A 21,005-nucleotide genomic window follows, 5' to 3' on the forward strand; every position below is an offset into this window, starting at 1 on the left:
GTATCGGTCCTCCGGGTGAATGGTCAGCTGTAGGTGTAGAAGCCCTGCCCGGACTTGCGCCCGTACAGGCCGGCGTCGACCATCTTGCGCAGCAGTGGGCACGGCCGGTATTTGCTGTCGTTGAAGCTCTCGTACAGGACCTCGACGCTGTGCAGGATCGTGTCGAGGCCGATCAGGTCCGCGGTCTCCAGCGGGCCCATCGGGTGGCCGAAGCACGACTTGAACACCCGGTCGACGTCAGCGGCCGGTGCGACGCCGTCCTGCACCAGATACACCGCCTCGTTGACGGTCAGCATCAGCACCCGGTTGGAGACGAAGCCGGGCGCGTCCGCGACGACGATCCCTTCCTTGCCCATGCGGGCGAGAAGCTCCTGCGCGGTCCGCACGGTCTCGTCGGAGGTGTGCCAGCCGCGAATCACCTCCACCGCCGGCTTCATCGGCACCGGGTTCATGAAGTGCATGCCCAGCACCCGTTCCGGCCGGGTGGTGAGGCTCGCCAGCCGGGTGATGGAGATCGCCGAGGTGTTGGCCGCGAAGACCACGCCGGGTGCGCAGATCGCGTCCAGGCGCGGGTAGATCGCGCTCTTGAGGTCCCACTTCTCGGTGATGTTCTCGACGACGAAATCGACGTCACCGAGTTCGGTGTAGTCCGTGGTGTAGTGGATCAGGTCGAGGTTCGGCTCCGGGCTGCGCGCACCGTTGGCGCCGGCCGGGGAGAGCAGGCGGCTCATCCGCGCGCCGCGCTGGATCTGCTGCCGCGCCCGTTCGAGGGTCGCGTCGTCGACGTCGACGAGCACCGATTCCAGGCCGACGGCGGCCAAGTTCTGCGCCACGCCGGTGCCCATCACGCCGGCACCGATCACCCCGATCCGCTTCACCGGGCACCCGCCTGGATCCGTTCGGCCATCTGGCGCACGGTCGGGCACTCGCCCAGCACCGCCAGCGGCACGTTCACCCCGAGCGCCGCCCGGATCCGTCCGATCACCTGTACCGCCATCAACGAATGCCCACCCAGTTCGAAGAAGTTGTCCAACACGCCCACCTCCACCAGGCCCATGACTTCTTGCCAGACCTCGGCGATCTTCGTTTCCACCTCGTCGGCCGGGGGCACGTACGCCGTGGCCAGCGCCGGACGCGGATGCCGTTCACCGCCGCCGACCGCCGTGTCGCCGACGACCCAGTCCGACAACCTCGTGTGCAGGTCGCCGGTTGAGTTGACCAGCAGGGGCAGCGCGCCGACGGCGGTCAGCGCGCGCTCGAAAGCGGCGCAGCCCTCCGCGTAGGTCGAGGAGTACGGCGAGACCGTGGCGGCGCCGCCGAGTTGCTCCCCCCGCTCGATGCTGTTCTGCCAGGCGTCCCAGTCGACGGTGATGAGCCGGCGCCGGCCCCCGCCGGCCATCGCGACCACCAGCGCGTCCAACGCGGCGTTGGCGGCGGCGTAGGCACCGTGTCCGATCCCGCCGAGCACCAGCGACAGCGAAGACATCGACAGGCAGAAGTCCAGCCGGTCGAGGTCGATTTCCTGGGCGAGTGCCGCCATCCCGTGGACCTTGCCGCGGAAGTGCTCGTCGCACGCCTGGCGGGCGAGGTCATGCGTGATGCCGAAGTACTCCTCGCCGCTGAGGCCGGCGCCGTGGATGACCCCGTTCAGCGGGCCGAAGCGCGCCGTCGCCTCGGCCACGGCGGCCGCCACCCGGGCGCGGTCGGCGACGTCGACGGCCAGCACCAGCACCTGTGCCCCGGCCGCCTCCAGGGCGCGGACCCGACGGATCCGCCCGGCCGTGCGGGCGTCCGCGGACGGGTCGGCGAGGACCGCGTCCCACTCCTGCACCGGTGGCAGGCCGGTGCGGTTGAACAGCACCAGCCTGGCCCGGTACCGGACGGCCAGGTGCTCGGCGAGCGCCAGCGGCACCTGGCCGAGCCCGCCGGTGATCAAGTACACCCCGCCCTCGCGCAGCCCGGCGGAGAGCGGGCCGTCGGTGGGATCCGGTTCGGGGAGCCGCTGCTGGACGTAGTCCAACGCCCACCGGGCACCGCCCCGGTACGCCACGGCGGTCGGGTCGTCCTCCAGCACGTCGGCCAGCAGCGCGTCCAGCGTGTCGCTGGAGAGCGTGGCGTCCACGTCCACGGTGCGGCAGCTGATCCCCGGGTTCTCCTGCGGCGCCACCCGGCACAGCGCCGCTACGGCCGCGTCGGCCGGTGACAGCGGGTCGGCCGGGTGCACCGCGACCCCGCCCCGGGTGACCGCCACGATGCGCACCTGCTCCGATCCGGGCTCGTCGGCGAGCGCGCCGAGCAGCCGCCGGATGCCGTAGAAGCCCGCGTCGAGGCGTTCGTCGAAGTCGGCGAGCGCCTCCGCCGGCTGCCCGCTCGGGGTGCCGGCGAGCCCGCGCAGGTAGACGATCGTGCGCGGTCGGGGGCGCATCCACTCCGCGGCGAGTTCGGCGTCCAGCGCCGTTCCGGGTGCCCACTCGGCCGCGCGGACCGTGGCGCCGGCCGCCTCCAACCGGTCGGCGACCGCCTTGGTCGTCGGCGAGTCGGTGCCGAGCACCAGCCACGGGCCGGCCTCGACCAAGCGGCGGCCGAACCCGGGGGTGGTCAGCCGCGGCGCCTGGCGCCAGGCGGGAACGTAGAACCAGTCCGCCACGTCGTCGTAGCGTTCGCGGGAGCGCCGCCCACCGGTGCCGCGCGGCACCGGATCGATCCAGCAGGTCCGCCGCTCGAACGGATAGGTGGGCAGCCGCACCCGCCGCCGCGGCCCGCGGTACAGCTCCGTCCACTGTGGACTGACGCCGGCCAGCCAGAGCCGGCCCAGCAGTTCCCGCAGGGCGCGCGACGCGTCCCCGCCCGCGTGCGGGTCGGGCAGCGCGGCCAGCCGCAGCGCCGAGTCGTTCGCGCCGCCCGGGTCGGTCGCCCGCAGCAGCCGGCCGTCGCCCAGTTCCACGATGACGCTGTGCGGGTCCAGCGCGCCGAGGTCGGCGTCCTGCGGCCGGGAGGAGGCGCCATCGGCGAGCGCGGCCAGCGGCAGCGTTCCCGCCAGGACGCCGGCCACCACGGCCCCGGTGCCGACCCCGACGGTGTTCGCCGGTGTGATCCCCCAGCCGTGCAGGAGACGGCCGGCGGCGTACCCGACGAGCGCCTCGAAGGCCGGCGAGCCGAACGGGTCGGCGGCGCCGATCGCGGTCGCCGCGGCGTCGAACGCCTCCCGGAACAGCGGTTCGGTGGCGCACAGCGCACGCGCGTCCGCCGCGGTGACCGGGATTCGCTCGGGCACGACCAGCGTGACCCGGCGGTCGCGGTGGTCCTGGTCGGCCGTCCAGGTCCGGCCCGCCGCGTCGTCGAGGGCGGCGACGGCCTCCGACACGCTCGCCGCCGTCAGCACCCGCCGGTGGTTGAAGCCGGTGCGCCCGGTCTGCAACGTGAACGCCACGTCCGCCAGGTCGAGGTCCGGGCGTTCGGCCAGGAACGACGAGAGGTTGCCGGTGGCCGCCTCCAGCGCCGCCGGGGTCCGCGCCGACAGCACGAGCACCTGCGCGCGCCCGCTCTCGTCGGTGACGTCCAGCGCGGCCGGCGCCTCGGCCACCACCGCCGCGGCGTTCGTGCCGCCCAGGCCGAACGAGTCGATCACGGCCCGCCGCCCGCCGTTGACCTCCGGCCACGGCACCAGTTCGGTGTTGACCCGGAACAGGTCGGCGGGCATTCCCGGGTTGGGCGAGGTGAAGTTGACCTGCGGCAACAGGGTGCGGTGCTTGAGCATCAGCGCGGTGCGGATCAGCCCGGTGACGCCGGAGGCGCGATCCACGTGGCCGAGGTTGGACTTGACCGAACCGATGGTGCACGGCGGACCGCTCCGGTCCCGGGCGTCGAACGCCTTGCTGAGCGCCTCCAGTTCGATGGCGTCGCCGAGCAGCGTGCCGGTGCCGTGCGCCTCGACGTAGGAGATGTCGTCCGGACCCACCCCGGCGACGGCCATCGCCTCGGTGATCACCTCACGCTGGCCGCGCAACCCGGGTGCGGCGTACCCGGCGCGGGCGATCCCGTCGTTGTTCGACGCGGTACCGAGGATCACCGCGTAGATCTGGTCGCGGTCGCGCAACGCCTCGGAGGTCCGCTTGAGCAGCACCACCCCGACGCCGTTGCTGAACACGCCGCCCTTGGCGGAGGCGTCCAGCGCCCGGCACACGCCGTCGCGGGCCGCGATCCCGCCGTCCTCGTACACGTAGCCGGAGGCCTGCGGCGTGGTGATCGACACGCCGCCGGCCAGCATCATGTCCGTCTCGTAGCTGAGCAGGCTCTGGCACGCCAGATGCACGGCGAGCATCGAGGTGGAGCAGGAGGTCTGCACCGCCATGCTCGGGCCGCGCAGGTCCATCTTGTAACTGACCAATGTGGACAGTCCGTCGCGGTCGTTGCGGATCGCGATCGGCAGGTGCCCGACCTCGGCGATCAGCTCGTCGTGCCCGGCGATGTTGTTCTGCAGGTACGTGGGGAAGTTGCAGCCGGAGATGACACCGACCACACCCGGCACGTTGCGCGGGTCGTAGCCGGCGTTCTCCACCGCCTCCCAGGAACACTCCAGGAACAGCCGCTGCTGCGGATCGGTGTAGGCCGCTTCGCGCGGGCTGAAGCCGAAGAAGGCCGCGTCCCACTGGTCGACGTCCGGCACGGTCGCGCCGACGGCGACGTAGTCCGGGTGCCGTCGCACCTGCGGGTCGACGGCCGCGAGTTCGTCCTCGGTCAGCGGCCGTACCGCGCCCCGGCCCTCGCGCAGGTTGCGCCACAGCGCCCCCACGTCGGGCGCGTCCGGGAACCGCCCGGCCAGCCCGACGATCGCGATCGACTCGGGAGCCTGCTCGCCGTTCATGATGTCCTCCTCGTACGCAGGTTCCGGCGCCGCAACTCGCCCCGGGCGCGCCGGTCGTCGACCGGCTCCGCCTGGGCATCGCTGACCAGTTGGGCCAGCGCATGAACGGTCGGGGCGAGATAGAGAGCGTGTGGTGTCAACGCGTCGTGTCGTAGCTCGTGGCGTAGCCGTGCGATCAGGTCGACGCCGAGCAGCGAGTTGCCGCCCAGTTCGAAGAAGTTGTCGTGGATGCCGACCCGTTCGATGCCGAGCGCCTCGGCCCACAGCTTCTCGACCACCCGCTCGGTGTCGGTGCCCGGCGCCACGTAGGAGGTGCCGAGTTCCGGGCGGGCGTGCCGGGACGCGAGTTCCTGGCTCAGCGACAGGACGGTGTCGATGGTGAACGTGCGGCTCAGGTCGGCCAGGACCCGGAAGTCCTGGGTGGAGACGATGACCTGCGGCTCGCCGTGCGATCCGGCCTGCAGCAGCGTGTGCAGCGCCTGCCAGCCCTCCTCGAAGGTGATCCCGAAGTGGCGGCGGTTGTCGTCGAAGAACTGCCGGACCGCGGGGGCGTAGCCGGACAGGCCCGCGCCCCAGGCGTTCCACCGCCACTCGCCCCAGTTGACGCTGCGCACCGGCAGGCCGTCGGCGCCGGCCCGTTGCGCGACCGCGTCGAGGTAGGCGTTGGCGGCGCAGTAGTCGACCTGGCCCGGTCCGCCGCCGGTGATCGACGAGATCGAGGAGAACAGCACGACGAAGTCGGGCCGGTCGGCGGCGAGACGCTCCAGCAGTACCCGCGTTCCGGTCACCTTGGGCCCGAAGGCGATCGCGGCGTTGTCGGTCGTCTTGAACTGCAGCAGGCCCATTCCCGGGGCACCGGCGAGGTGGAACACCCCGTCGATGCGGCCGAACTGCTGCCGGACGGCGTCCAGCGCGGTGCCGACGGCGTCGGCGTCGGCAACGTCGGCGGCGTACACGCGCACCTGGGCACCGTCGCCGGCGAGGTCGCTGACGACCTGCACGCGCCGGCGCAGTTCCGGGTCGGCCACCGGGTCGCCCAGCACCTGCGGCCAGTGCTCCGGTTCGGGCAGCGCGGTCCGCCCGAGCAGGGCGATCCGCGCACCCGGGGCGGTGGCGGCGATCCCGCGGGCCACCGCCGCGCCGATCCCGCCCAGTCCGCCGGTGAGCACGTACACGCCGTCGGGGCGCAGCGCTGGTGTGCCGGCCGGTGCCGGCGCCGCGATCCGGCGGATCTCGGGCAGCCAGCGGTGCCGTCCGCGCCAGGCCACGGTGACGTCGGCCGGGTCCGCGGACAGTTCGCCGAGGAGTCGTCCCGCCACCGCCCGCGCCGCTCCGGTTCCGTTCGGGGGAACGACGTCGAGTTGGCGCACCGCCAGGCGGGGCAGTTCCAGCGGGATCACCCGGCAGGGGCCGGCACTGGTGGCCGCGGCCGGACGCACCTCGTCGGTGCCGGTCACGTCGACGGCCCCGGCGGTGACGACCAGTACGTCGGCGGCGGTCACCCCCGACGCGCCGAGCGCCTGCGCCGTCCACAGTGGACTGAAGTAGGCGCGGTCGAGCAGCCACTGTTCGGCCGCCTCGGGATCGAGCTCCGGCGGCGTCCGGCCCACCGACCACAGGTGCACCACCCCGCGCGGGGCGGGCACCGACGCGAGCAGCCGGGCGTGGTCGTCGCGGTCGCCGGAACGGATCGTGAACCCGTGCGCGTGCTCGGCGAACGCGACCCCCGCCTCGACCGTGACCGTCGTGGCGCCCCGCTCGGCCAGTGCCGCCACGACGGCGTCGGTGAGGTCGCCGCCGTCGGCGAAGACGAGCCAGGTGCCGGTGAGGTCGGCCGGCGGCCCGGCCGGTACCGCGGCGCGCCGCCACGACGGCACGAAGAACCAGCGCTCCGGACTCTCCCGCGGCAGCGACGTGAGCATCTCCCGCGGGTTGCCGCTGAGTACCGGCGGCGCGTCGTCGCCCGGGCCGCTCGGCAGCGCCCGGCCCGCCACCCAGTACCGCTCGCGCTGGAACGGGTACCCGGGCAGCGGAACCCGTCGGCGTCCGGCTCCGTCGTGGTGTGCGGCCCAGTCCACCGGCACCCCGAGCAGCCACAGCCGGCCCAGTGCGGCGGTGAGGCCGGCGACCGCGGAGGCCGGTTCGTGGCGTCCGGGCAGGGTCGGCACGAGCAGTCCGCCGCGCTGCGGGGTACACGCCGGGTGCTGGCGGGCGAACGCCCCCAGCGACTGCCCCGGGCCGACCTCGACCAGCACCCGCTCCGGTTCGGCGAGCAACCGGCCGAGAACGTCGGCGAAGCGCACGGTGCCGCACATGTGCCGGGCCCAGTAGCCGGGGTCGACCGCCTCCTCGGGGCGGATCCAGTCGCCGGTCACGTTGGAGACGTAGGGAACGCGCGGCGGATGCAGGGTGATCTGCGCGGCGATCCACGCGGTGAGCCGCTCGGCGACCGGGACCAGTGCCCGGGAGTGGAACGCGTGCGTGGTGGCGAGCCGGCGGCAGGCGACCTCCCGGGCGGCGAGCCGCCGTTCCAGGTCGGCGACGGCCTCGGCCGGACCGGCCACGACCGACATGCCCGGGGCGTTGACCGCGGCGACGTCGAGCGCCTCGCCGATCAGCGGGGCGAGGCGCTCCGGCGCCATCGGGACCGCCAGCATCGCCCCGGCCGGCAGCGCGTCGATGAGCGTCGCCCGGTAGGCGACGAGTTTCAGCGCGTCCGGCAGGCTGAGCACGCCGGCCAGGGTCGCCGCGACGTACTCGCCGAGGCTGTAGCCGGCCAGGCTCTCCGGGACCGCGCCCCACGACATCAGCAGCCGGGCCACCGCGTACTCGACGACGAAGACCGTGGGCTGGGCGAGGGCGGTGGCGGTGACGTCGTCCGCGGGCCGGTCGGCGGCGTGCGTCGTACCCGCCCGGCCCAGCATGGCGCGCAGGTCCATCGCCGGGACGGCGGCGGCCGGTTCGGTCAGCGCCGTCCTGATCCGCGGGCCCAGCAGCGGTTCCAGCACCGCGAGGCACTCGTCGACGACCGCCCGGTACACCGGCTCCGACCCGTAGAGGTCCACGGCCATCCCCGGGTACTGCTCGCCGACGCCGGCGAAGACCATCGCCAGCGGCCGGTTGTCGACCGGATCGTGCCGGGTGAGCACCCGCGCCGGATCGTCGCCGGACAGGGCGCGCACCGCCTCGTCCACGGTGGAACAGGCGACCGTGCGCCGGTGGGCGAAGCGGCGGCGCCCCACCTGGAGCGTGTACGCCACGTCGGCCAGCGCCTCGTCGTCGACGCCGCGCAGGTGTGCGGCGAGGTTCGCGCCGGCCTCCTCCAGCGCCTCGACGGTGCGTGCCGACAGCACCAGCGACTGCGGCGTGCGGCCGGGCCGGCCCGGTTCGGTGGCGGGTGGCTCCTCCACGATGACGTGGACGTTGGTGCCGCCCATGCCGAGGGAGTTGATGCCGGCCCGGAGCGGTGCCCCCGGCGCCGGCTGCCACTGCGCCAGCCGGGTGTTGACGTGGAACGGGCCGTTGGCGAAGTCGATCTCGGGGTTCGGCTCGGTGTAGTGCAGGCTCGGCGGCAGCTGCCGGTGCCGCAGCGCGAGCACGGTCTTGATCAGTCCGGAGACCCCGGCCGCCCGGTCCAGGTGGCCGACGTTCGTCTTCACCGAACCGATCGGGCAGGAACGCTCCGGCGGCCGCGTCCCGTAGGCCCGGCTCAACGCCAGCATCTCGATCGGGTCACCGAGTTCGGTCGCCGTGCCGTGGGCCTCGACGTAGGAGACCGTGTCCGGCTCGACCCGCGCCGCCGCCAGTGCCGCAGCGATCACCTGGGCCTGCCCACCGACGCTGGGCGCGGTGAAGCCCACCTTCAGCGCGCCGTCGTTGTTGACCGCCGACCCGCGGATCACCGCGTGCACCGTGTCCCCGTCGGCGAGCGCGTCGGTGAGCCGCTTGAGCACCACCACGCCGACCCCGTCGCCGAACATCGAACCGCGCGCCCGCGCGTCGAAGGTGCGCACGTGGCCGTCCGGCGACTCCATCCCGCCTGGGGTGTAACGGTGCCCGACCCGGTCGGGTACCCGGACCGACACGCCACCGGCGAGGGCCAGTTCGCACTCCCCGGCCCGCAGGCTCTGCGCCGCCAGGTGCACGGCGACGAGCGAGGTCGAGCAGAACGTCTGCACCGCCATGCTCGGCCCGGTCAGGTTGAGCTTGTAGGAGACGGTGGTGGCGAGCGCGTCCTTGTCGTTGCCGATCACCGCCTGGTAGTCGTTGACCTGGTCGGTGAGGTGGCCGGCGCGGTACAGGCCGGCCAGGTAGGTGCTGATGTTGGTGCCGGCGAAGACCCCGACGGGGGCCGCGGCGTCTCCGGCGTAACCGGAGTTCTCCAGCGCGTGCCACGCGCATTCGAGGAAGATCCGGTGCTGCGGGTCGGTCAGTTCGGCCTCGCGGGGGCTGTAGCCGAAGAAGCCCGCGTCGAACAGGTCGATGCCGTCGAGGACCGGCCGGGCCGGCACGTACGCCGGATCGTGCACCTGCTCGGCGGGTACACCGGCGGCGATCAGCTCGTCCGGGGTGAACCGGGCGATCGACTCGACGCCGTCGCGCAGGTTCGCCCAGAACCGTTCGACGTCGGCGGCGCCGGGGAACCGACCGGCCATGCCGACCACCGCGATCAGGTCGTCGGCGCCGCCCTCGGGGGCCGGGCGGCGCGGCGCGGCCGCCGGCGCGCTTTCCTGGCCGGTGGACGCGCCCGCGAGATGCCTCGCCAGCGCGGCGACCGTGGGCGCCTCGAACAGCACGAGGGTGGGCACCGCGACGTCGAACTCGTCGGTGACGCGGCGCAGCAGTTGCAGGCCGATCAGCGAGGTGCCGCCGAGGTCGAAGAAGTTGTCGTTGACGCCGACCGACCCGACGCCGAGCACGTCCTGCCACAGCGCGGTGAGCCGGCGCTCGATGTCGCTCGTCGCGGGCACGTACGCCACCGGCAACGCCGGACGCTCATGGGCCGGCGGACCGGCCTCGGCCGGCGATGCCGTGCCCCATTGCCGGATCCGCTCGTCCAGGTCGCCGACGGAGACCACCACCTGCGGCAGGGCGCAGCGCAGCACCCGGTCGAAGACGACCAGCCCCTCGGCGACGCTCATCGAGTGCGCGGACATCGTCGCGCCGAGCGGCCCGGTCGCCGGCTCGCCGGTGCGCCAGGTGTCCCAGTTGACGGTGAGCCACGGCCGGCCGCGTGCGGCCCGCGCCCGCACGTGCGCGTCGAGCAGTGCGTTCGCGGCGGCGTACGCGCCGAAGCCGAGGCCGCCGAGCACGGAACTGATCGAGGACTGGACGACGCAGAAGTCGATCGGCGCGTCGCCGAGTGCCTCCTCGACCGCGAGGATCGCCTCCACCTTGGCGGCCAGGTGCGCCGCGACGTCCGCCTCGGACATGGTCTCGATCGGGCCGAACGCCTCGGGCTCGGTCACCCCGGCGCAGTGCACCACGCCGTCGACGCTGCCGAACAGGGCGCGGGCCTGCGCGACGACCCGGGCCATCGCACCGGGCGTGGTGGCGTCGGCGGCGAGCACGAGGACCCGCGCTCCGGCCTCCTCCAGTGCCGTGACCGCCCGGATCCGCGTCGCGAGCACACCGTCCCCGGCCCGCAGCTGTGGCCACTGCGCGCGGGGCGGCAACCCGCTGCGTCCGGTGAGGACGAGCCGCGGCGCGGTGACTGTCGCCGCGATGTGTCCGGCGATCGCGAGCCCGATCGCGCCCAACCCACCGGTGATCAGGTAGGTGCCGCCGTCGCGCAGCGGGTCCGCCCGGTGCGGCAGGTTCGCCACCGGCCGGAACCACCGGACGCGGCGCACGCCGTCGCGATAGGCCACCGTCTCCGTGCCCGGCCGGCCCAGTTCGGCCGCCAGGTGTGCCGCGCCGGCCGCCGGGTCGGTGCCGGCGGGCAGGTCGACGACCCGGCACTCCAGGCCCGGGTACTCCTGTCCGAGGACCGCCGCCGCGCCGTGACCGATCGCCTTCTCCGGGGTCGGCACGTCGCCCGGCACCACGTCGAGCGCGCCGTCGGTGACCAGCAGGATCCGGCACTGCCGGACGCCCTGCGCGGCGAGTGCACGAGCGAGGTACAGCAGGCTCATCAGGCCGAGGTCGCGGCGCGCCGGATCGGTGCCGGGCGCCGTTCCCGTCCCCCACAGGTGCACCACGGCCGTCGGCGCGCGGCCGGCGGCGACCAGGGCGGCGACCGCGCGGGCGTAGTCCTCGGGACGGTCGGGGCGGACCGCGGTGGCATCCGCGCCGGCGACGAGCACGGTGGACGGTGTCGCAAGCCGTTGCGCCAGCGCCGGTGCCAGTCCGCTGCGGTGCCCGAGGATCAGCACCTCACCGGGCGGCTCGCCGGTCGGCCCGTCCTCGACCTCCCGCCAGGACGGTTCGTGCAGCCACCGCTCCGGGTCCCGCGCGGGTGCGGCGGCGGCGCGCGCCGGCGCGTCGATCCAGTACCGCTCCCCCTGGAACGGATAGGTGGGCAGGGTGACGCGGCGCGGCCGATCGGGCGCGTGGTAGGCGGCCCAGTCGACGTCCACACCGGCGAGCCACAGCCCGGCGATCGCGGTGTGCAGCACCTGTGCGCCACCGGGTTCGTGCCGGCCGGGCAGCGTGGCGACGACGCGGGCGGCCATCGCCGGCCGGTACGCGGGGTGCTGGCGCACCAGTGCCCCCAGCGACCGGCCCGGACCGACCTCGACCAGCGCCCGGTCGGAGCCGGTGAGCAGGTCGCCGACGGCGTCGGCGAAACGCACCGTTGCGCACATGTGCCGGGCCCAGTACCCCGGGTCGGTGACCTCCTCCGGCCGGATCCAGGTGCCGGTCACGTTGGACAGGTAGGGGATCCGCGGCGCGCGGGCCTCGACGTGCCGGGCGACCCACGCGGTGAGCGCGTCCGCCGCCGGGGCGAGCATCCGCGAGTGGTACGCGTGGGTGGTCGTCAGGCGCCGGTAGGAGATCTCCGCCGCGTCCAACCGCCGACACAGGGCGTCGACCGCCTCGGCCGTGCCGGCGAGCACCCGCACCTCGGGGGCGTTGACCGCGGCGGTGTCGAGGTCGGCGAGCAGCGGCCCGGCGATGCGCTCCAGTCGCGCGGCCGAGGCGCCCACGGCCACCATCGCCCCCGCCGGCAGCGCGGCGATGAGTTCGGCCCGGTGCACCAGCAGGCGCAGGGCGCTCGGCAGGTCGAGCACGCCGGCCAGGGTCGCCGCCACGTACTCGCCGACGCTGTACCCGGCGATCGCGTCGGGCACGACGCCCCACTCCATCAGCAGCCGGCTCATCGCGTAGCCGACGGCGAACGCGGCCGGCTGCGCGGTCTCCGGGCGCAGCAGCACGTCGCCGGCCAGCCCGTCGGCCGGGAAGAGTTCGGCGGCCAGGTCGATGCCGAGCAGGTCGTCGAGGACGGCGGCGCACTCGGCGACGAGTTCGCGCATGCGTGGCTCGGTGCGGTACACCTCGGCGGCCAGCCCCGGATACTGTTCGCCGACCCCGGCGACGAGCAGCCCGACCGGCCGGCCGGGGGCCACGTCCGCGGCGGAGAGCACCCGCGGCGTACCGGGTTCGGCCAGCGCCGCTGCCGCGTCCGGCAGGTCGCCCACCACCACCGCCCGGCGGTGCTCGAACGCCGTCCGTCCACTGTGGAGCGTGTGGGCGAGGTCGGCGAGGTCGCCCCCGACGCCGGTGCGCGTCGCGGCGGCGAGGTCGGCGACCCGGGCGTCGGCGGCGGCCGCGCTGCGCGCCGACAGCACCAGCACCGCCGGCCGCGCACGGGTGGTACGGGGCGGCAACGGCGGCGCCTGTTCCAGGACGACGTGCGCGTTGGTGCCGCCGATACCGAAGGCGCTGACCCCGGCCCGGCGCGGGTGGGCCCGCTCCGGCCATGCGGTCAGCGCAGTCGGCACGGTGAACGGCGTGCGCTCCAGCCGCAGTTCGGGGTTGGCGGTGCTGAAGTGCAACGTCGGCGGGATGGTGGCGTGGTGCAGCGCCAGCGCGGTCTTGATCAGTCCGGCGACCCCGGCGGCCCGGTCGAGATGGCCGATGTTCGTCTTGACCGATCCGAGCGCGCACGAGCCGGGCGCCTCCACGTCGGCGAAGGCACCGGCCAGCGCGGCCACCTCGGCGGCGTCGCCCAACGCCGTACCGGTGCCGTGCGCCTCGATGTAGTCGATCGTCGCGGGCGGGACACCGGCGTTCGCCAGCGCCTCCACCACGACCTCGCGTTGCCCGCGAACGCCCGGTGCGGTGAAGCCGGCCTTGCCGGCCCCGTCGTTGTTCACCGCCCAGCCGCGGATGACCGCGTACACCCGGTCGCCGTCGGCGAGCGCGTCGTCGAGGCGGCGCAGCACCACGACGCCGACGCCGTTGCCGAGCGGGGCGCCGGCCGCCGCGGCGTCGAAGGCCCGGCACCGCCCGTCCGGGGAGGCGATGCCGCCCTCCTGGTAGTGGTAGCCGACCCGGTGCGGCACGCTGAGCGCCACTCCCCCGGCCAGCGCGACGTCACATTCGCCGCTGACGAGGGAGGTCGCCGCGGCGCAGACCGCCACGAGCGAGGTCGAACAGTAGCTCTGCACGCTGTAGGCCGGCCCGTTGAGGTTCAACGCATGCGCCACCCGGGTGGCCAGGGAGTCCTTGTCGTTGCCGAGCGCCACCTGCATGGTGTTCGCCCACCGGCCCAGGTCGGGGTGCGGGGCCAGGTTGTTGAGGAGGTACGTGCTCAGCGCCGAGCCGGCGAAGACACCGATCGAACCGTCGAAGGTCGCCGGGTCGCAGGCCGCCGACTCCAGCGCGTTCCACGCGGTCTCCAGGAACAACCGCTGCTGCGGGTCGGTGATCTGGGCCTCCTTCGGGCTGAACCCGAAGAACCCGGCGTCGAAGCGGTCGATGTCGGCGAGCACCGCCCCGCGTCGCACGTACCGGGGGTCGTCGAGGTCGGCGGGGTCCACCCCGGCCGCCCGCAGTTCCGCCTCGGTGAGGTCCACGATGGACTCCCGGCCGGCACAGAGGTTCTCCCAGAAGCGGTCCACGTCGGCCGCGCCCGGAAACCGGCCGGCCATCCCGACAATGGCGATCATCCCGCCGGTGTCCTCGTTCACGTGCTGCTCTCTTTCCGCGATTGGCGCCGTGCCGCCGCCCGCGCCAGGGTGCGGCGGCGCTGGCCACGGGTGGTGCTGTCCACTGTGGATCCGTCGGGGTCCGGGGCCGGAGGGACGGATCCGCCGGCCCGGGCCGAGGCCAGCTCGGCGAGTTCGCGCGGCGTCGGTGCGGCGAACAGGTCCGCCGCCGACACCGGCGCCCCGAGCCGCCGGTTCAGTTCGGCGACGATGCTCAGGCCGACCAGCGACGTGCCGCCCAGTTCGAAGAACGGGTCGTCGAGACCGACCCGCTCGACGCCCAGGAAGCGTTCCCACGTCTCGGTGACCTGCCGCTGAACGTCGGTGCGCGGCGCGGCGTAGGGCACGCGCAGCATCGGCCGCGGGTAGCGGCGGGCCGGCTCCGGCGCGCGCATCAGCTCGGCGGAGACCTCCCGCCACCGGGCGGCGAGTTCCCGCGGCGGCCGCGGCAGCAGCAGCACCTGGGGCAGCGCCCCGGCGAGCACCCGGTCCGACAGTCGCGTGCCGACCGGGTCGGTGATGCCGTACTGCCGGCGCAGCGCACTCAGCCGGGCGGCGGCCGGGCTGTCACCGGCGCTCCACGCGTCCCGCTGCCACGGGCCCCAGTCGATGCTGGTGACCGGCATCCCCCGCTCCCGGGCGTACCACGCGAACGCGTCGAGGAACGCGTTCGCCGCGCAGTAGTCGCTCTCGCCCATGCCGCCGAGGACCACCACCGCCGAGGAGTACAGCGCGAACACCTCCGGCGGGTCGTCGCGCAGCGCCGCGTACAGGGCGAGGGTGCCGGCGACCTTCGGGGCGAGGACCCGTTCCACGTCGTGACGGCTCTTGGTCTGGATGAGCCCGCCGGCCGGTACGCCCGCCGCGTGTAGCACGCCGTGCAGCGCCCCGAACCGTTTGCGGGCCTGCGCGACGGCCGCCGACACCGCGGCGGGGTCGGCGACGTCGGCCGCGACCGGCAGCACCTCGGCGCCGAGTGCTTCGAGTTCGCGCACGAACGCGACCCGGTCGTCCGTGGCCGCCGCGTCGTCCCACCGCGCTCGGGGCGGCAGCGGGGTTCGGCCGAGCAGCACCAGCCGGGCGCGGTGGGCGCGCGCCAGTTCCCGGGCGGCCACCCGGCCCAGCCCGCCGAAGCCTCCCGTGATCAGGTACACGCCGCCGCTGCGCCACGGCGGTTGCGGCGTCGCCGGCAACGCGACCGGTTCCCAGTCCCGCACCCAGCGCCGGCCGTTGCGGTAGGCGACGAGCGGTTCGTCTCCGTCGCCGGCCAGCTCGGCGCCGAGCGCGCGCACACTGGCCGCCACCGGGCCGGCGTCCACGTCGATGCCGGTGCAGCGCAGGCCGGGAAGTTCGAGGTCGAGGCAGCCGTCGAAGCCGTGCACGGTGGCGCCGAGCGGCGCGCCGCCGTCGCCGCCGACGATGTCGTACGCGCCCGTGGTGACGGCGTACATCCGGACCGACGCGGCGGCGAGCGCCTGCACGGTGTACATCACGCTCAGGAAGCCGGCCTCGGTGCGTTCCGGTGTCGACAGCGGCGACCAGCAGTGCAGGACGTGTGTCGGCGCGCGCCCGGCGGCGCTCAGGCGCGCGAACAGGTCGCGGTACCCGGCCGCGTCGTCCGGGTCCAGCCGGTAGCCGTCGGTCTCCGCCACCAGCGCCTGCCCCGGCCCGGCGATGCGCACCACGACCGGGTCGATGCCGCCCGCGGTCGGGCGCAGTTCCGGCAGCACCGCGTCGGCGAGGCCGGAATCGTCGGCGAAGACCAGCCAGCGTCGCGGCCGGGCGGCCGCGGGCGGCGGTGCCGGCGAGCGCTTCCACACCGGTGCGTACGCCCATCGGTCCGCGTCCGGGTCCGACACCGATGTGTCCACAGTGGAACGAGTCGGCGCAGGATCGGCGCCGTCCGGCCAGAAGCGCACGTGTTCGAACGGATATGTCGGCAGGGCCGCGCTGCGACCGTGTGCGGAGCCGGGGACCGTGGACCAGTCCACGTCGACGCCGTGGGCCCAGACCCGGCCGAGGGCGTCCAGGGCACTGTGCCGGTCGTGTCCCCGCATGCCCGGCCGCAGCGTCGGCACCAGCAGCGGGTCGGCCACGTCTTCGGCCCGCAGGATCTGGCCGGCGAGGCTCGTCAGGCTCGCGCCCGGCCCCAGTTCGACCAGAACCGCGCCGGGCCCCGTCGTCCCGTCGGCGGAGCGCTCCGCGGCGCTGCGTACCCCGTCGGCGAACCGGATCGGGGCGGTGAGCTGTTCCGCCCAGTACCGCGGATCGGCGACCTGTTCCGCGGTGATCCACGTGCCGGTGACCGACGAGATCAGCGGCACCGTCGGCGCCCGGCGGGGCACCTCGGCGACGAGGGCGGCGATCCGGTCGGCGAGGGGTTCCAGCAGCGGCGTGTGCAACGCGTGGCCGGTCTCCACCCGGCGCCAGGCCAGCCCCGCTGCGTCGAGAGCCCGGACGTATCCCTCGAGCGCCTCGGCGGTACCGGCGACGACCGTCATCGCCGGGCCGTTGTAGCCGGCCACGGTCGCGTCGTGCGGCAGCGGCGGCAGACGGCCGGCGTCCGAGGCGACGGCGAGCATCCCGCCGGGCGGCATCGCGTCGAGCAGCTGCGCACGGCGGGCGACCAGTACCGCCGCGTCGGCGAGGTCGAACACCCCCGCGACGCAGGCGGCCGCGTACTCGCCGAGGCTGTAGCCGAGTACGGCGTGCACGGGGACGCCGCGGTGGCGCCACAACGCGGCCAGTGCGCAACCCACGGCGAAGAGCGCACTGTGCGCCACGTCGGTCCGCCGCATCGCCCGCGCCGCGTCCGAGAGCACCGGCACCGGGCCCGTCACCCGACGCATCAACCCGGCCAGGTCCGGCGCGGGATCCGTCTCGGCCGTGTCGAGGACGGTCGTGATGTCCAGGCCGAGAACCGGGCGTAACACCTGCGCGCACCGGTCGATCACCGCCCGGTAGACCGGTTCGGCGGCGTACAGTCCGGCGCCCATCCCGGCGTAGTGGTCACCCATCCCGGGCAACAGGAACGTCACCGCCGCTGGGGCGCCGGGCGCGACCCTGCCGACGTCGAGGCTCGCCGCCCGTTCCAGCGCCGCTATCGCGTCGTCACCGTCCACACAGGACAGTGGTAGCCGGAACGGCAACGCCGAGCGACCGGTCCGTAACGTGTGCGCCAGGTCGGCCAGCGGCACCGGGTTCTCCCGCAGGTGTCGGTGCAGTGCCTCGGCACCGGCGCGCAACGCCGCCTCGGATGCCGCGCTCAGCGGCAGCAGCACCGGTTCCCCGTTCTGCGCCGCGCTCGCCCGTTCCTCGACCGGCGCCCCGGCGGCGACCAGCACATGGGCATTCGTTCCCGACCATCCGAACGAACTGACCCCGACCACCGCGCGATCCGGGTACCCGACCGGCGAGTCCGGCAGCAACATGGGGCAGCGCGCCCAGTCCACCGCGGTACTGCGGTTGCGCAGGTGCAGGTTGGGCGGGACGGTGCCGTGCCGCACCGCCAGCACGGCCTTGATCAGCCCGGCGATGCCCGCCGCGCCGAGCAGGTGCCCGATGCTCGTCTTGACCGCCCCGACCACGAGCGGCCGGTCGACAGGCCGGTCGAGGCCGAAAACCTCCTGCAGGGCCGCCAGTTCGATTGCGTCGCCGAGGCGGGTACCGGAACCGTGCGCCTCCACGTATCCGACCTGTCCCGGTGCGACGCCGGCCCGCTCCAGCGCCCGCCGGATCACCGCGACCTGCGCCGGGCCGCTCGGCGCGGTCATCCCGTTGGTCCGCCCGTCGGAGTTGACCGCCGAGCCGAGCAGCACCGCCTGGACCCGGTGCCCGCGGGCTCGTGCGTCGCCGCGGCGTTGCAGCACCACCACGCCGCAGCCCTCGCCCATCAGGAAGCCGTCGGCAGCGTCGTCGAACGTCTTGCAGTGCCCGTCCGGAGCGAGCATGTGCGCGCGGCACGCCTGCACCATCGCGGCCGGGTGGCTGAGCGCGCTCACCCCGGCGACGATCGCGAGGTCGCACTCGCCCCGCTGCAGGCTCTCCGCCGCCAAGTGCACCGCGACCAGCGACGAGGAGCACGCGGTGTCCACGCACAGGTTCGGCCCGCGCAGGTTCCACAGGTACGACAGCCGACCGGCCGCCACGCTGGGCGCGGTGCCGTAGCCGAAGAACGGGTCGTCGAGACAGGCGTCGCCCTGGCGGTCGATTTGCAGCCGCGCGTACTCCTGGTTACCCATCATGCCGACGAAGACCCCGGTGCGGCTGCCGGCGAGCCGATCCACCGCGATTCCCGCGTCCTCCAACGCCGACCAGGCCACCTCCAGCAGCAGCCGCTGCTGCGGGTCGGTACGCAGCGCCTCGGCGGGGGGCATCCCGAAGAACGCCGCGTCGAACCCGGCCAGGTCGCTCAGGAACCCGCCGCGGTCGGTGTAGGCGGTACCGGGTGTGCTCGGATCGGGGTCGTGGTAACGCGCGGCGTCCCACCGGTCGGCCGGCACCTGCACAGATCCGTCGACTCCGGCGCAGAGGTTGCGCCAGAACAGTTCCGGGGTGTCCGCTCCGCCGGGGAACCGGCATGCCATCCCGACCACGCAGATCGCGTCGTCCGGGTCCGGTGGTGCCGCGGCCGTCCACTGTGGACCCGCCGCCTGCGGGCCGCCGGCCGTGTCAGCGGCCAGCGCCCGGGACAGTTCGTCGATCGTCGGGTACTCGTACAGCATCGTCGCCGGCACCGGCCGGTCGAGTTCCTCCTCCAACGCCCCGACCAGGCTGAGTCCCTGCACGGAGCTGAGGCCGAGATTCGCGAACGGCGTGTCGCCGCCGACCGACGACGGTTCCACGTCCAGTGCGTCGGCCACCGCGCGGACCAGCAGCTGCCGTACCCGCGCCGGCGGCCATGCGTCGCTCACGTGGACGACTCGGCGGGTGCGGGCGACGCGTCGAGCACCCGGTACAGCGTCAACTCGCCGTCGAGGTAGCCGCGCCGGCACTCGTCACGCCGGATCTTCCCGCTGGTGGTGAACGGCAGGGAGCCGGGCCGCAGCACCATCACCTCGGCGACCGGTATCCCGTGCCGGGCCGACACCGCCTGTGTCACCCGGGTGGCCACCTCGTCGGCCACGCCGTCGCTCCGCCGGGCCGCCGCGTCGACCTCGAGCAGGATCACGACCCGTTCCCGCCGGCCGTCGTCGACCGCGACCGCCGCACAGTAACCGGCGCGAATGCGCGGGTGCGCGGCCTCGGCGGTGGCCTCCACGTCGGCCGGGTGATGGTTGGCACCGTCGACGATGATGAGGTCCTTCACCCGGCCGGTGACGAAGAGTTCCCCGTCGATCGAGACACCCAGGTCACCGGTGCGCAGAAAGGTCCCGTCGATCCCGTCGACCGGCAGACCGAAGCTTTGTGCGGTCCGGGCCGGGTCGTCGAAATACCCGTCGGCCATGCTCGGCCCGGCTACCAGGATCTCGCCGACCTCGCCGGGCGCGCACCGCCGCGACGAGCCCCGCTCCACGATCACGACCCGCGTGTCGTCCGTCGGCCGGCCGTTGCCCACGAGTTCGACGGAATCCTCGCCGTCGGCGGGGGTGCGCGCGATACCGCGGTTCAACGCCGCCAGATCGAACCGGGCGGTGCGGATCGGGCGGGCAGGCGGCCCACCGGTGACCATGAGCGTGTACTCGGCCAGGCCGTAACAGGGGACGAAGGACTCCGAGCGGAAACCGCGCACCGCGAACCGTTCGGCGAACCCGCGCAGGGTCTCCGCCCGTACCCGTTCCGCGCCGACCAGCGCCAGCCGCAACCGACTCATGTCCAATGTGGACAGTTGCCGGTCGGTGATTCGCCTGCGGCACAGCTCGAACGCGAAGTTCGGCGCCACGATGCCGGCGTCCGCCGCATCCACCTGGCGCAGCCAGTGGTACGGGTGCTTGATGAACGCCATGGGCGACATGAGCTGGATGCGGGACCCGCCGACGAGCGTCACCGACAGCGTCGAGACGAGCCCCATGTCGTGAAAGAGCGGTAGCCACGTAGGCACCACGGTCTCCGGCCGGAACGCGCAGAGCCGGTCGATGGCGCGCATGTTGTGCAACAGGTTGCCGTGCCTGATGGCGATGCCCTTGGGCGAACCGGTGGAACCCGAGGAGTACTGGAGATACGCCAGCGTCGTGGCCCCGATCGGCGGTAACTGCCAACGGGACGCCGCGGTGGAGTCCAGTTCGTCGACGGTGACGACGGTGGGCCGCAGCGCACCGGCCGTGAGCCCGGCGAGTTGCGGGCCGCCGGCGAGTGCCGACGTGGTGAGCACCAGGCGGGGTGTGGCACCGCGCATGATCGCCGAACCGCGTTGTGCCGCCGCCGATGCGGTGGCAGCGTCAGCCGTGGAGGCCGGCACCGCGACGATTCCGGCATAGAGGCAACCGAAGAAGCCGACGAAGAAGTCGAGCCCCTGGGGCAGGTGCAGCAACGCGCGCTCACCGGTCGGCGCCAGGCCGGACAGAGTCACCGCGAGCGCGCGGGCCCGCCGGTCCAGTTCGCCGTAGGTCAGCTCGGCGGCAACCTCGACGCCGTCCCGCAGAAATGTCCACGCGATCTCGTCCGGCTGACTTTCCGCACGTATCCGACAAGCGTCGACCACCGTATTCGCGGTCGAAATTCCGTCCACAGATTTTCCGACAAGCATGGGCCCGCCCGTTGGATGAAGCAGCCAAGGCCTTTCGACCGGAACCCGAACAGCATCTGTGCGGACCGTCACAGACACAACGTCCCCGTCTGGGTACCACTGCGCGGGCCGGCGTCCCCGTTGCTACGACAGAAGCCCGTGACCTTGACATTTGGCTACCGAGGGGTAGCGCCAGGAGAATCAATAGCGATTCCCACCCCGTGCCGGCATTTCCCGTGTTGAACACACTCGGGAAGGGTTCAACGTGATCGCCAGGGAAACCGAGATACGACCTGAAGGATGGCCCCGTTCGCGGATCAGGCGA

The 21,005-nt window shown here is 73.9% G+C and carries 5 protein-coding genes; all 5 read right to left on the reverse strand.

All coding sequences use genetic code 11. The annotated features are described in order from the left end of the window. Positions 1-23 precede the first annotated feature (23 nt). From Val02_RS28300 to Val02_RS28320, 5 genes are read right to left on the reverse strand one after another with little or no spacing between them, the layout of a single operon-like run. Positions 24-878, reverse strand: coding sequence for a 3-hydroxyacyl-CoA dehydrogenase family protein (locus tag Val02_RS28300; protein WP_203902277.1), 855 nt, complete (start codon positions 876-878; stop codon positions 24-26). Then, positions 875-4,864, reverse strand: a complete 3,990-nt coding sequence (locus tag Val02_RS28305; protein WP_203902278.1) for a type I polyketide synthase — start codon at positions 4,862-4,864, stop codon at positions 875-877. Before Val02_RS28305 ends, Val02_RS28300 begins: the two co-directional genes overlap by 4 nt. Continuing rightward, positions 4,861-13,998, reverse strand: a complete 9,138-nt coding sequence (locus Val02_RS28310) for a type I polyketide synthase (RefSeq protein WP_203902279.1) — start codon at positions 13,996-13,998, stop codon at positions 4,861-4,863. The genes Val02_RS28305 and Val02_RS28310 overlap by 4 nt, the downstream gene beginning before the upstream one ends. Next, positions 13,995-18,929, reverse strand: a complete 4,935-nt coding sequence (locus tag Val02_RS28315; RefSeq protein WP_203902280.1) for a type I polyketide synthase — start codon at positions 18,927-18,929, stop codon at positions 13,995-13,997. The genes Val02_RS28310 and Val02_RS28315 overlap by 4 nt, the downstream gene beginning before the upstream one ends. After that, positions 18,926-20,656: a fatty acyl-AMP ligase gene (locus tag Val02_RS28320; protein ID WP_203902281.1), complete on the reverse strand. Its 1,731-nt coding sequence runs from the start codon at positions 20,654-20,656 to the stop codon at positions 18,926-18,928. Before Val02_RS28320 ends, Val02_RS28315 begins: the two co-directional genes overlap by 4 nt. Positions 20,657-21,005 lie beyond the last annotated feature (349 nt).

This window comes from Virgisporangium aliadipatigenens (assembly GCF_016863615.1).
Taxonomy (GTDB): Bacteria; Actinomycetota; Actinomycetes; order Mycobacteriales; family Micromonosporaceae; genus Virgisporangium; species Virgisporangium aliadipatigenens.